General features: G+C 44.2%; 12 protein-coding genes and 1 rRNA gene. 10 read left to right on the top strand and 3 right to left on the bottom strand.

Translation table 11 applies throughout. The features are described from left to right. The first annotated feature begins 19 nt into the window (after positions 1-19). Positions 20-358 carry a P-II family nitrogen regulator gene (locus tag TQ33_RS06230; RefSeq protein WP_046561288.1) on the top strand — a complete coding sequence of 113 codons (339 nt, stop codon included), beginning with the start codon at positions 20-22 and terminating at the stop codon, positions 356-358. A 66-nt stretch (positions 359-424) separates the two neighbouring features. Here the strand turns inward: TQ33_RS06230 and TQ33_RS06225 are convergent, their stop codons facing one another. Beyond that, complete coding sequence (locus tag TQ33_RS06225) at positions 425-1,189, bottom strand: outer membrane protein assembly factor BamD (RefSeq protein WP_046561287.1); 765 nt, start codon at positions 1,187-1,189, stop codon at positions 425-427. A gap of 92 nt (positions 1,190-1,281) precedes the next feature. On the opposite strand from TQ33_RS06225, the gene rluD reads away from it, so the two are divergent. From rluD to TQ33_RS06190, 7 genes are all read left to right on the top strand, one after another. Beyond that, positions 1,282-2,256, top strand: a complete 975-nt coding sequence (gene rluD, locus TQ33_RS06220; protein ID WP_046561286.1) for a 23S rRNA pseudouridine(1911/1915/1917) synthase RluD — start codon at positions 1,282-1,284, stop codon at positions 2,254-2,256. Positions 2,257-2,261: 5 nt separating this feature from the next. Continuing rightward, positions 2,262-3,005: a peptidoglycan editing factor PgeF gene (gene pgeF, locus TQ33_RS06215; protein WP_046561285.1), complete on the top strand. Its 744-nt coding sequence runs from the start codon at positions 2,262-2,264 to the stop codon at positions 3,003-3,005. Positions 3,006-3,024: 19 nt separating this feature from the next. Further along, the gene (locus tag TQ33_RS06210; RefSeq protein WP_228640045.1) at positions 3,025-3,759 is read left to right on the top strand and encodes a lysophospholipid acyltransferase family protein; all 735 of its coding nucleotides are present in this window, start codon (positions 3,025-3,027) and stop codon (positions 3,757-3,759) included. Between the two features lie 102 nt (positions 3,760-3,861). Beyond that, on the top strand, positions 3,862-6,468 hold the full coding sequence (clpB, locus tag TQ33_RS06205; protein WP_046561284.1) for an ATP-dependent chaperone ClpB: 2,607 nt from the start codon (positions 3,862-3,864) through the stop codon (positions 6,466-6,468). A 111-nt stretch (positions 6,469-6,579) separates the two neighbouring features. Then, positions 6,580-7,059 carry a hypothetical protein gene (locus TQ33_RS06200; RefSeq protein WP_046561283.1) on the top strand — a complete coding sequence of 160 codons (480 nt, stop codon included), beginning with the start codon at positions 6,580-6,582 and terminating at the stop codon, positions 7,057-7,059. Next, entirely contained in the window at positions 7,028-7,777 is a 750-nt protein-coding gene (locus TQ33_RS06195; RefSeq protein WP_144405954.1) for a hypothetical protein, read from the top strand. Before TQ33_RS06200 ends, TQ33_RS06195 begins: the two co-directional genes overlap by 32 nt. Positions 7,778-7,793: 16 nt before the next feature. Continuing rightward, a complete protein-coding gene (locus tag TQ33_RS06190) occupies positions 7,794-8,381 on the top strand; it encodes a hypothetical protein (RefSeq protein ID WP_046561281.1) in 588 nt (195 codons plus the stop codon). A 41-nt stretch (positions 8,382-8,422) separates the two neighbouring features. Here the strand turns inward: TQ33_RS06190 and TQ33_RS06185 are convergent, their stop codons facing one another. After that, positions 8,423-8,881: a DUF4124 domain-containing protein gene (locus tag TQ33_RS06185; protein ID WP_046561280.1), complete on the bottom strand. Its 459-nt coding sequence runs from the start codon at positions 8,879-8,881 to the stop codon at positions 8,423-8,425. Positions 8,882-8,908: 27 nt separating this feature from the next. After that, on the bottom strand, positions 8,909-9,199 hold the full coding sequence (locus tag TQ33_RS06180; RefSeq protein ID WP_046561279.1) for a DUF3579 domain-containing protein: 291 nt from the start codon (positions 9,197-9,199) through the stop codon (positions 8,909-8,911). A 91-nt stretch (positions 9,200-9,290) separates the two neighbouring features. Here TQ33_RS06180 and pssA point away from each other — a divergent pair, with 91 nt between their 5' ends. Further along, positions 9,291-10,118: a CDP-diacylglycerol--serine O-phosphatidyltransferase gene (gene pssA, locus TQ33_RS06175; RefSeq protein ID WP_046561278.1), complete on the top strand. Its 828-nt coding sequence runs from the start codon at positions 9,291-9,293 to the stop codon at positions 10,116-10,118. A 683-nt stretch (positions 10,119-10,801) separates the two neighbouring features. Beyond that, a 16S ribosomal RNA gene (locus TQ33_RS06170) occupies positions 10,802-12,340 on the top strand. Positions 12,341-12,347 lie beyond the last annotated feature (7 nt).

The raw sequence follows: 12,347 nt of genomic DNA, 5'->3' as shown, positions 1-12,347 counted from the left end.
AGTTTCAGGGGAAGCAGTAATGAAAAAGATTGAAGCGATTATCAAACCATTCAAATTGGATGATATTCGAGAGTCATTAACAGATTTAGGCGTTACCGGCATGACTGTCACCGAAGTCAAAGGGTTTGGTCGTCAAAAAGGGCATACAGAGCTTTACCGTGGCGCTGAATATATGGTCGATTTTTTGCCAAAAGCAAAAGTGGAGGTTGTGGTCGACGATGAATTAGTCGACAAGTGTGTTGAGACTATTATTGAAATAGCTCGTACTGGTAAAATTGGCGATGGAAAGATCTTTGTGACGAATGTAGAGCGAGCTGTACGCATCAGAACTGGCGAGGAGAGCAGTGAGGCAATATAGATTCGCCATTAACAAATAGAATAAAAAAAGCGGCTGGCTGGCCGCTTTTTTTAAATGCATTTTTTCTTATAAGTCTGCAAAATCATAGTCTGGATAGTTTAACAATAGTACTTTTCGGTACTGCTCAGCGAGCTCTTGTATTTCTAAAATATTGTAGGCTTTGATTAGCATATCAAGTGCGTGAGGAACTGCTGGTGTTTGTGGAAAGTTTTCAACAATGTACTTGGCTCGGTTAGCCGCAGCGACATAAATATCTCTTTCCATGTAATAACGCGCAATATGTAGCTGATTTTCAGCGAGTAGATTACGGATTTGAATCATACGCTTACGGGCATCAGGGGAGTATTTACTCTCAGGGTACACTTCAACCAGCGCTTTGAAGTTATCAAATGCGGCTTCTAAATTAGTAGTGTCACGCGTTTCCAAGTCCGCTTGGAAGGTTTCTTTAAAAAAGCCGACTTCAGATTCAAAGTGCATAACGCCTTTCATATAATATACGTAGTCAGCATTATCGTGCTGAGGATGTTGGCGTAAGAAGCGATCGGCTAGAGCTTGACCAGCCTCATAATCTGCTTTTTTGAAATAGGCATATAGCAAGTCCATTTTAGCTTGCTCTGAAATGCTGCCAAATGGGTAGCGGGTGTCAATTTCCTCGAGCATTTGAATAGCTCTTGTGTAGTTGCCCCCACGCAAGGAAGCTTTGGCGCGGTCAAACAGCTGTTGAGCGGTCATAACTTCGAGCTTGATTTCTTCTTCTTTCTCTGGAGTGCTAGAGCAGCCAGCAATAATCAACATAAGGCTAGCAATGGATACTAAAACGATTTTTTGCATATTAATTCTTTCTGTTTATATTAAGCCTGATACAATGTGAGTCATTCTAACTGACAGCATGTCATACGCCAATCTTTTTACGCGAATTTACAATGACTACCCAATCTATTGAACTAAGACATACATTTGACGAAAAAGTTTACGGGAAACGCCTCGATTTAGCGCTTTCTGAAACTTTTGACGATTATTCGCGCTCAAGAATCCAAGACTGGGTTAAGCGAGGCTTTGTCAAAGTAAATGATGAAGTCGTGACTTCCAATAAGCATAAAATGGCTGGTTTTGAACTGGTTGAAGTGAATGCGGAGGTTGAAGTCGCGGGGGAGTGGAAGGCTGAAGCTATCGAGCTTAACATTGTCCATGAAGACGATGACCTGTTAGTGATCAATAAGCCTGCCGGGTTAGTCGTGCATCCGGGGGCAGGTAACCCCGAAGGGACAATGGTCAACGCTTTATTGCACCATGTACCTGAGTTACAAAACTTACCGCGCGCAGGTATTATCCATCGTTTGGACAAAGAAACGACAGGATTGCTGGTTGTCGCGAAAACCATTGCAGCCCATACGAGTTTAGTAGAGCAGCTACAAAACCGAGCTTTTACTCGTGAATATGATGCTTTGGTTAACCGTGTCATGGTATCAGGAAGCTCAGTCGACGCTCCAATTGGACGTCATCCCACTAAGCGCACAGCGATGGCAGTTATTCCAGATGGAAGACGAGCCATTACGCACTATCGAGTGGCAGAAAAGTTTTTAGACCATACGCATTTAAAGCTCCGCCTAGAGACGGGGCGTACTCATCAAATTCGTGTTCATATGAGTTATCTTAAGTTTCCTATTGTCGGCGACCCTCTTTACAGTGGCCGCTATCGCGTGCCAACGAAGATTACACCACAACTTAAAGACGCGCTGGATAAGTTTAAACGTCAAGCATTGCATGCCAGCTTGTTAGGGCTTAAGCATCCAGCAACCGGTGAATACGTCGAATGGCGTGCTCCGATGCCGAATGATATGCAAAATCTTCGAGACCAATTAGTTGCTAATCGTGAGTTTTTTGGTAATCAAGAATAAGCCTTATGTCGCTCAAGCTTTTACAGCCTCGCTGGAGTGCTCCTCAGAATATTAGAGCTTTTTGCACGACACGTGTTGGGGGCTTTAGCCAAGAGCCTTGGGATAGTTTTAACTTAGCTTTGCATGTGAACGACGAGCCAAGTGCCGTTAATGAGAATAGGCGTCTATTACAAGAGTCTACAGAACTCCCAAACCCCCGATGGTTAACGCAAACGCATAGCACTAAAGTTATAGAACACAGTACAGATTTAATAGATGCCGACGGTTGCTTTACTACTGAGTCGAAAAAGAGCTGTATTGTTATGACCGCTGACTGTCTTCCTGTTTTGTTTTGTAATGTAGAAGGTTCCTGGGTTGCTGCAGTTCATGCCGGTTGGAGAGGGTTGGTCGATGGCATATTGATTAAAGCGGTTGAATCTTACCGTCAACCATCGAAACTTTTGGCATGGATTGGTCCAGCCATTAGTCAACAGAACTTTGAGGTCGGTCACGAAGTGCGAGAAAGGTTTATCAATAAGAGTAGCTCCTTAGAATCATTTTTTCGGCCTAAGGCAGGGCAAAAGTGGTTCTGTGACATGGTGGCTATTGCTAAGCATGAGCTTGAAGGGTTGGGAGTGGATGTTTTTGAAAGTGATCTATGCACGTATCACAACTCCCAAGATTTTTTTTCACACCGTCGCGCAACGCACCAACAAGGCTCAAACGCAATGACTGGCCGCATGGCATCTATCATTTGGATTGAGCAATAAAAAGAGATACGAGTATCATATGACAGACTGGCTACAGACTAACATGGCTCTTTTGATTTGGCTGGCGGTAGCCTTTATAGCTGTGTGGCTGACTTATTACCTCAAAGTTAAAGCAAGAAAGTACAATCATGTCGACTGGGGGTCAAAAAAGCTAAACTTTATTGATGGCTTGTGCCGTGCTTACTGTGTCAAATTCCATCGACTGAGGCTAGAAAAGTTTGATTTGCCGAAGTCAGGTGGCGCTATCCTAATTTCAAACCATGTTTCAGGCGTTGACCCGCTCCTATTAATTGCAGCCTGTGATCGCCCTATAAGATTCATGATTGCAAAAGAAGAGTATGAGCGCTTCGGATTACACTGGATTTTTAAAGGCGCTGGCTGTATTCCAGTTGATAGAACCGGTAGGGCCGATATTGCATTTCGACAGGCCAAGCGAGCGCTTGATAAAGGGGACATCGTTGCCTTATTTCCTCATGGTAAAATCCATTTAGATGATGTGGAGCCTTACCGAGTTAAAGCTGGAATTAAACGATTAGCCGAACTTACCAAGAAAACAATCGTTGTCGCTCGTATAACCGGCGTCCGCGGACAAGGTAGCGTCTTTAAACCTTTATTTCTTCGCTCGCACACAAAAGTCGCGCGATTTCCCAATATTCCCTACCAGTACTTTGAAAGCCCAGAAGCCCTGCAAGAACTTGGTGAGCTATTGCTTGGGCATCGAGCACAATTAACGCAACTTCCTAGCGCTGATTAATATTTGTACTTGAAAATCTAAAATAAACCCACATTTTGTAAGACATCTAGTTATGTTTAATGTGAGAGTCGATATTAAGGCGAATCACAGTGAGGTCTTACAATGAGAATGGATAAATTTACCAGTAAATTTCAATCGGCCTTAGCTGATGCACAGTCATTGGCTGTGGGTCGCGATCACCAGTACATTGAGCCTTTGCATCTAATGTTGGCGATGCTTCAACAGCAAGGCAATAGCGTTTCTGCGATTCTAAACCAAATCGGCGCAGTACCGTCGGCTTTGTCGCAAGAAATCGAGGCAGAAATCAATAAATTGCCTCAAGTTTCTGGAAGTGCGGGCGAAGTGCATATATCGCAAGATCTAGGTAAAGTTCTGAATCTTTGCGACAAAATTGCACAGCAGCGTCAAGATCAATATATCGCATCGGAATTGGTTTTATTAGCGGTGCTTGAGACTAAATCTGCCTTAAGTAAGCTACTGAACAATCATGGTATCACCAAGCAATTGGTAGAAGACGCGATCAATAAAATTCGTGGCGGACAAGGCGTTAATGACCCCAGTGCTGAGGAAAACCGTCAAGCTTTGGAAAAGTACACCATCGATCTGACGGAACGAGCCGAAAGCGGAAAACTCGACCCGGTTATTGGCCGTGATGACGAAATTCGTCGTTGTATTCAAGTGTTACAGCGTAGAACGAAAAACAATCCAGTGCTTATTGGTGCGCCAGGTGTGGGTAAAACTGCAATTGCTGAAGGCTTGGCGCAACGCATTATTAACGGTGAGGTCCCTGAGGGATTAAAAGATAAGCGTGTTTTATCACTAGACTTAGGGGCATTGGTCGCGGGTGCTAAATTCCGTGGTGAATTTGAAGAGCGCTTAAAAGCACTATTGAGTGACTTGTCTAAACATGAAGGGCAAGTCATCTTATTCATCGATGAGTTGCACACCATGGTAGGTGCGGGCAAGACTGATGGTGCTATGGATGCTAGTAATATGCTTAAACCCGCGCTTGCTCGTGGTGAGCTTCATTGTGTTGGTGCAACGACGCTGGACGAGTATCGTCAGTATATAGAGAAAGATGCTGCTTTAGAGCGTCGCTTCCAAAAAGTATTGGTTGACGAACCTTCAACTGAAGACACGATTGCAATATTGCGTGGTTTAAAAGAACGCTATGAAGTTCATCATGGTGTGGAAATTACCGACCCAGCGATTGTCGCAGCCACGACATTGTCGCAGCGATACATTACTGACCGCCAGCTTCCCGATAAAGCTATCGATCTGATTGATGAAGCCGCGAGCAGAATTCGCATGGAGATAGATTCGAAACCAGAGTCAATGGATCGATTAGAGCGCCGTTTAATTCAGTTAAAGATACAACGTGAAGCCTTGAAAAAAGAAACGGATGAAAGTTCCGTGAAGCGTTTCACGGATCTCGAAGAGCAGATTGATTTGCTGGAGAAAGAGTATGCTGAGCTTGATGAGATCTGGAGTTCTGAAAAAGCCTCAGTTCATGGTGCACAAAACATTAAAGCTGAGTTAGATCGTGCAAGAGTAGAGCTAGAGGCTGCTCAACGTTCAGGCGACTTAACCAAAATGTCTGAGTTGCAGTACGGCAAAATCCCCGAGCTTGAAGCGAAGCTTGAACAAGTATCTGAACAAGATACTGAAGAAATGCAGTTGTTAAGAAATAAGGTGTCGGATGTAGAAATCGCTGAAGTGGTTTCCAAATGGACCGGGGTTCCTGTGTCCAAAATGCTTGAAGGTGAACGCGAAAAGCTTCTAAAAATGGAGGATGCGTTACACCAACAGGTCATTGGGCAGAATGAAGCCGTGTCTGCGGTATCCAATGCGGTAAGGCGCTCGAGAGCTGGTTTGTCTGATCCTAACCGTCCCAATGGCTCCTTTTTGTTTTTAGGACCTACAGGCGTGGGTAAAACGGAATTGTGTAAAACCTTAGCTAAATTCTTATTTGATACAGAAGAAGCTATGGTGCGCATCGATATGTCTGAATTTATGGAGAAGCATGCCGTTGCACGCTTAATTGGTGCACCTCCAGGCTATGTTGGCTATGAGCAAGGTGGCTATCTTACAGAAGCAGTTCGTCGCAAGCCTTATTCGGTCATTCTTTTCGATGAAGTTGAAAAGGCTCACCCCGACGTTTTCAATATTCTTCTTCAGGTGTTAGAAGATGGACGCTTGACTGATAGTCAAGGGCGAACGGTCGATTTTAAAAATACCGTGATCGTCATGACGTCGAATATGGGATCTGATTTAATTCAGCAACATAGCGGTGTTAATATTAGCGACAGCGAAGCTGATGGTAAGAAAAGCTACGATGACATGAAGAATATGTTGATGGATGTTATCGGAAGTCATTTCCGACCTGAGTTCATTAATCGTATTGATGAAATTGTCGTATTTCATCCGTTGGCTAAGGAGCAAATCAAAGCTATTGCCGCGATTCAGGTTGAGCGATTATTGCAACGCTTAGAAGATAATGGGTTTCAGGTTTCGGTGTCTGATGCCTTGTTAGAAAAGTTGGCAGAAGCCGGGTTTGATCCTGTGTTTGGAGCAAGACCACTCAAGCGTGCCATACAGAGCAGGCTGGAAGACCCATTGTCAAAAGCTATTTTGTCGGGACAAATTCAGCCGAATACATCGATAACACTCGATATTAATGATGATGAGTTAAGCATCACGTCGGCATAAGATAGCTATTACAGTACCAACTAAGCCCCATGACTGATTAGTGATGGGGCTTTTTTTCTCGCATCAGCATCAATAAGTCTTATAATTAAGCCAGATAATTTAGGGAACACTATGCAATATCGGTATTTAATTTGGGGACTTTTCATCGTCTTTCTACTATTCGTCGGGACACTATGTTACTTACAGAGTGGAAGAGATGTTGTAGGAATACTTTGGGTGCAAGAACATTTTCCATTCATTGGCCGTTGGCTTGAGTCTCTAGCAGAGCAAAGCCCATCAATCTACCAAGACGGCTGGGTGGCGTATCATTTATCCGATATCATGTGGTCAGCCAGTTTTGCAATGATTATTTGTGGCATTTGGGTTAACCAGTTCTCAATTTTTAATTTATTGCTAGTTGGAATGGGCTGTGCTATTTTTTATGAAGTATTACAGTTAGTTGGGTTTGCAAGGGGCACTTTCGATATCTTGGATTTACTTTACTCTTTAAGTAGCGGACTTCTAGGCACTCTTCTGACGTACAAGTTATTAAAAAAACATAATATTAAGGAACAATACAATGAAAGCTCACTTAATGGGGATAATGGTTAGCGCTATTGTGTTGCAGGCGTGTGGCGGAAGCCCAGCGTTTCATGCTCCTCAAAAGCCAACGTACAAAGGTATCTTCCCTCTACAAAAACTTTCGGATGATTCTATTAAACAGCGTCCCCCCTTAATTACTATTAATGGCGTTAACTTTGGGTTGCCAGAGCCATGTTCTATGTCTAGGCAGTTTGGTAATGCGCAGGGTTCTAGACAGTTTGGAGATGATGCCGATTCACGCCAGTTCGGCGATGATGCGGGCTCTAGGCAGTTCGGTGACGCTCAAGACTCTAGGCAGTTTGGTGATGATGCTGATTCACGCCAATTCGGTGTTGACGCCGATTCTAGACAATTTGGTGATGCCCAAGACTCTAGGCAGTTTGGAGACTTAGCAGAAAACCGTCAATTCGGTGATGATGCTGATTCTCGCCAGTTCGGTGATGACGCCGACTCTAGACAGTTTGGTGACGCTCAAGACTCTAGGCAGTTTGGTGATGACCAAGACTCAAGACAGTTTGGTGATATGGCCGATAGCCGTCAATTTGGGGACGCGCAAGACTCTAGAGAATTTGGCAATCAATCTAATCAATATAAGTGTATTAAAGTTCCAGCTATTAATTCTGTTGTCATTACAGGTTTAGTTGGGCATGAGGTTGTGACTGTTCAAACAGGGGACGACTTCTTAAATTATCAACAAACTAACGATAGCATAATTTTAAAGTATTAAATCTGAGGAGAAGAACATGAAAACCTGGTTGAAGATAACCTCCAGCGCTATTGCTGTTTCAGGAATGTTATTACTGGCGGTGGGCTCGGATGATCCATCCCCAAGGTTAATCAATTATACCAATAAAGCGACAATGCCCATTATGCACGGAGTAATGGAAGAGGGGCTAACTATTGTTGCTGAAGACGAGTCATTCGAATTAAAAGGGGGGCAGCGGTTCCTTTCACCGTTCCAGTCTAATTTATGGGGCTATGGATGTGATTTAAGCAGTATCAACGGCAAGAATGTCTTAAACAGCTCTGACAAAGGACTACGTTGTGGCGGAAAAAAGGTTCATGTTTTTCACGGTAATAATCCTGAGCCTTTATATGGTGTTTTAGTTTTAAATTCATCTATTGCCGCAGCAAAAGGGCCAGCGTCTCGCTCTTACATGATAAAAGTACCTGATGATAAAATTGAACATGCGAGAGAAGGTAATACTGCGGTTGCATTTGAGATAATGAAGTGGGACGAAAGCCAGCGATGGTCCCATACTGGTCGAACAGTTACCAATGAGAAAACGGCTTACGGTTGGATCCTTTGGGTTTCGGCATATCCACTTTGATACGGCCTGAATAAAAAAGCCCTCGTCTTGAGGGCTTTTTATTAGTCACAGTATTTAACCATATTGGTCTTCGCTTCATTGAGCCGAGCAATTCTGTCTTCTCCAGAAAGCATCGTCTCTTTACCGTCAACCATGGTCATAATTCTTTGGTTGTTTTCTAAAGTTTCAGCATTATTCTTTGCAATTTGGCAATTTTTGCGACGAATTTCTGCATTGGCCTTTTCGGCTTGCTCTCTAGCGGCAGCCTGTTCTGTCAAAATATTGTCCTCTTTGGTGGTTGAGCTTTGTTCAGCTTCGCTTCCAGTATTGACCGTTTCTGCCCCTGCTGAGGTTCTTTGATAGATTGTCTCGTAGTCTGTGCCACGAGGTGGCTTTGACTGAGTGTACTTGATGTTTCCTTGATTATCTTTCCACTTATAAATCGGCTTATCAGCGCTAGCGTTGAAGCTAACCATCAAGGCCAGAACAGCGCTGACAATTAATAACTTTCTTTTGATCATAATAGCTCTCTTTTAATCATTTGAGAATTACGCAGTTGTGATACCTTCTTCTTTTACCACTAATTTATTAGTTTTGGCAAATTCCAGTAACTCTTTATATAGCTTTGGGTGTTGTATTGATAACTGGTTAGACATTATGACAGATTTGACGCCTTCATGGATTGCTGGGCGCAAAAGAGGGGAGTATATGATGCGTCGGTTACGAAAAGTACATAGGTTGCCACACATACGCTCAGCCCAGTCGCTTGGCCGAAATTTTTTTCCGCTTTCGGTAATGCCTAAGATAATGGTTCGCGTCTCTGTTTGTTCATCACTCATATAATTTTACTGAAATGATTTCCACTATTGCTAGTTATGATAAGATGTAATGCATTGATTATAACGCGTTTTTATTAGGTAATACCATTCTATGAAAGTGAAGAAGCCATTAGCCAGTCGTCGAGGCATATATTTGCTACCCAACTTACTGACTACTGCGGGGTTATTTGCAGGCTTTTATGCTGTTGTAGCTTCTATGCAGGGGCATTTTGAAAATGCTGCAATTGCTATTTTTATTGCTATGATCATGGACGGCCTCGATGGGCGGATGGCAAGAATGACGAATACGCAGAGTGATTTCGGTGCGGAATATGACTCCATGGCCGATATGGTGTCTTTTGGTATTGCACCATCGTTAGTCGTTTATAACTGGGCTTTGACTGATATTGGAAAGTTCGGTTGGTTAGCGGCCTTTGTTTATGTCATCGGTGCTGCTTTGCGACTTGCGCGCTTTAACACTCAAGTTGGAACGGCGGATAAACGTTACTTCCAAGGCTTGGCCAGCCCGTCTGCGGCAGCTGTACTGGCTGGTTTAGTGTGGCTAGGTGTCGAATATCAGTGGGATGCTAAACCGTGGGGCGTCTATGTCGGTATATTAACCCTTATTACTGGACTCTTAATGGTGAGTAACTTTCGTTACTCCAGCTTTAAAGAAGTCGACTGGAAAGGCAAGATACCTTTTATAGGCGTTTTGATTATTGTCTTGGTCTTCATCTTTATAGCTATGGATCCACCTTCAGTATTATTTGGTGGTTTTGCCCTTTATGCCTTATCTGGACCAGTGATGACACTTTGGCGCATAAAAGATATTAAAGAAGAGCGTCGTCAGCGCAAAAGAACCGAACCCGTGGATAGTCACGAGGAAGATTCAGACAAGGCAGCAGAAGATAATAAAGAAAGTAATAACAGTAAACCGTAATTGTGAACAATCCCCACCCCAAACTTGGGGTGGATTACAACGCCTAATACCTTCGTACAAATATATCTAATAAATAACGTTAATTCTGCTTAAAATATGAGCGTATTGGCGTTATACTAGTCAGTTCCCCCGTATCTTTTATGAGCAGTAAAATTAATTTAAAAAAAGATTCAAAAAGGGGTTGCGGGTTAGGATTTAGTGTCTATAATGCGCATCACTTTCGAGGCAAACGAAACATTTGAACGGCCTTGGGAGAGTTCAGGAAGAGCGGTTTTTAAGACGGTTTAAAAAGTTTTAAAAAATGTGTTGACAGGAAGTTGAGGCGCTTTATAATGCGCGCCGCTTCGAACGAAAAGTTCGGGCAAGCCGCTCAGGGAATTGAGGGTTCGTTAAGAGGTTTTAAGGTTTTGAAAATAAACGTTAAAAAAGATTATCGAAAACGGTTGACAGGAGGTTGGGGCGATATATAATGTGCGCCCACTTGAGTGAAGCGAGTTCTTCGCCAAGACGTTCTTTAACAGATTGATAAGACAATTTGTGTGGGCACTTGTGTCAATGTTGAAACACAACAACGATGCAGTGACCAACACCCTAAAAATTAATTCGATTGATTTATTTTTTAAATAAGTTGGTGATTCATCGAGCAAAGATTTAAAGGTACTTCGGTACTTTTGTAAAACTTTAAACTGAAGAGTTTGATCATGGCTCAGATTGAACGCTGGCGGTATGCTTAACACATGCAAGTCGAACGGTAACATGAAAGAGCTTGCTCTTTTGATGACGAGTGGCGGACGGGTGAGTAACACGTGGGAATCTACCGAATAGCGGGGGATAGCCCGGAGAAATCCGGATTAATACCGCATAAGCACTACGGTGTAAAGGGGGCCTCTTCTTGAAAGCTTCCACTATTCGATGAGCCTGCGTCAGATTAGCTAGTTGGTGGGGTAATGGCCTACCAAGGCGACGATCTGTAGCTGGTCTGAGAGGATGATCAGCCACACTGGGACTGAGACACGGCCCAGACTCCTACGGGAGGCAGCAGTGGGGAATATTGGACAATGGGGGCAACCCTGATCCAGCAATACCGCGTGTGTGAAGAAGGCCTTCGGGTTGTAAAGCACTTTCAGCGAGGAGGAAAAGCTAGTAGTTAATACCTGCTGGCCTTGACGTTACTCGCAGAAGAAGCACCGGCTAACTCCGTGCCAGCAGCCGCGGTAATACGGAGGGTGCAAGCGTTAATCGGAATTACTGGGCGTAAAGCGCGCGTAGGCGGATGATTAAGTCAGATGTGAAAGCCCAGGGCTTAACCTTGGAACTGCATTTGATACTGGTCATCTAGAGTACAGAAGAGGGGGGTGGAATTCCAGGTGTAGCGGTGAAATGCGTAGATATCTGGAGGAACATCAGTGGCGAAGGCGACCCCCTGGTCTGATACTGACGCTGAGGTGCGAAAGCGTGGGTAGCGAACAGGATTAGATACCCTGGTAGTCCACGCCGTAAACGATGTCTATTAGCTGTTGGGTATATTAAGATACTTAGTGGCGCAGCTAACGCTTTAAATAGACCGCCTGGGGAGTACGGCCGCAAGGTTAAAACTCAAATGAATTGACGGGGGCCCGCACAAGCGGTGGAGCATGTGGTTTAATTCGATGCAACGCGAAGAACCTTACCAGGTCTTGACATCCAGAGAACTTTCCAGAGATGGATTGGTGCCTTCGGGAACTCTGTGACAGGTGCTGCATGGCTGTCGTCAGCTCGTGTCGTGAGATGTTGGGTTAAGTCCCGTAACGAGCGCAACCCTTGTCCTTAGTTGCTAACATTAAGTTGAGAACTCTAAGGAGACTGCCGGTGACAAACCGGAGGAAGGTGGGGACGACGTCAAGTCATCATGGCCCTTACGACCTGGGCTACACACGTGCTACAATGGGCAGTACAGAGGGTTGCCAACCCGCGAGGGGGAGCTAATCTCACAAAGCTGTTCGTAGTCCGGATTGTTCTCTGCAACTCGAGAACATGAAGTCGGAATCGCTAGTAATCGTGGATCAGAATGCCACGGTGAATACGTTCCCGGGCCTTGTACACACCGCCCGTCACACCATGGAAGTTGTTTGCACCAGAAGTAGCTAGCTTAACATTGGGCGGTTACCACGGTGTGAGCAATGACTGGGGTGAAGTCGTAACAAGGTAGCCGTAGGGGAACCTGCGGCTGGATCACCTCCTTAACGACAG

The sequence above is a fragment of the Kangiella geojedonensis genome (genome assembly GCF_000981765.1).
Lineage (GTDB): Bacteria > Pseudomonadota > Gammaproteobacteria > Enterobacterales > Kangiellaceae > Kangiella > Kangiella geojedonensis.
The sequence above is the reverse complement of the archived record's forward strand: the minus strand, read 5'-3'. Positions and strand labels throughout refer to the sequence as shown.

What these genes read in the sequence shown, in the direction of transcription:
- TQ33_RS06195 (WP_144405954.1), top strand. Translation starts at nt 7,028, where the DNA reads ATGAAAGCTCACTTAATGGGGATAATGGTTAGCGCTATTGTGTTGCAG.
- TQ33_RS06200 (WP_046561283.1), top strand. Translation starts at nt 6,580, where the DNA reads ATGCAATATCGGTATTTAATTTGGGGACTTTTCATCGTCTTTCTACTA.
- TQ33_RS06180 (WP_046561279.1), bottom strand. Translation starts at nt 9,199, where the DNA reads ATGAGTGATGAACAAACAGAGACGCGAACCATTATCTTAGGCATTACC.
- pgeF (WP_046561285.1), top strand. Translation starts at nt 2,262, where the DNA reads ATGTCGCTCAAGCTTTTACAGCCTCGCTGGAGTGCTCCTCAGAATATT.
- clpB (WP_046561284.1), top strand. Translation starts at nt 3,862, where the DNA reads ATGAGAATGGATAAATTTACCAGTAAATTTCAATCGGCCTTAGCTGAT.
- TQ33_RS06210 (WP_228640045.1), top strand. Translation starts at nt 3,025, where the DNA reads ATGACAGACTGGCTACAGACTAACATGGCTCTTTTGATTTGGCTGGCG.
- pssA (WP_046561278.1), top strand. Translation starts at nt 9,291, where the DNA reads ATGAAAGTGAAGAAGCCATTAGCCAGTCGTCGAGGCATATATTTGCTA.
- TQ33_RS06230 (WP_046561288.1), top strand. Translation starts at nt 20, where the DNA reads ATGAAAAAGATTGAAGCGATTATCAAACCATTCAAATTGGATGATATT.
- rluD (WP_046561286.1), top strand. Translation starts at nt 1,282, where the DNA reads ATGACTACCCAATCTATTGAACTAAGACATACATTTGACGAAAAAGTT.
- TQ33_RS06185 (WP_046561280.1), bottom strand. Translation starts at nt 8,881, where the DNA reads ATGATCAAAAGAAAGTTATTAATTGTCAGCGCTGTTCTGGCCTTGATG.
- TQ33_RS06190 (WP_046561281.1), top strand. Translation starts at nt 7,794, where the DNA reads ATGAAAACCTGGTTGAAGATAACCTCCAGCGCTATTGCTGTTTCAGGA.
- TQ33_RS06225 (WP_046561287.1), bottom strand. Translation starts at nt 1,189, where the DNA reads ATGCAAAAAATCGTTTTAGTATCCATTGCTAGCCTTATGTTGATTATT.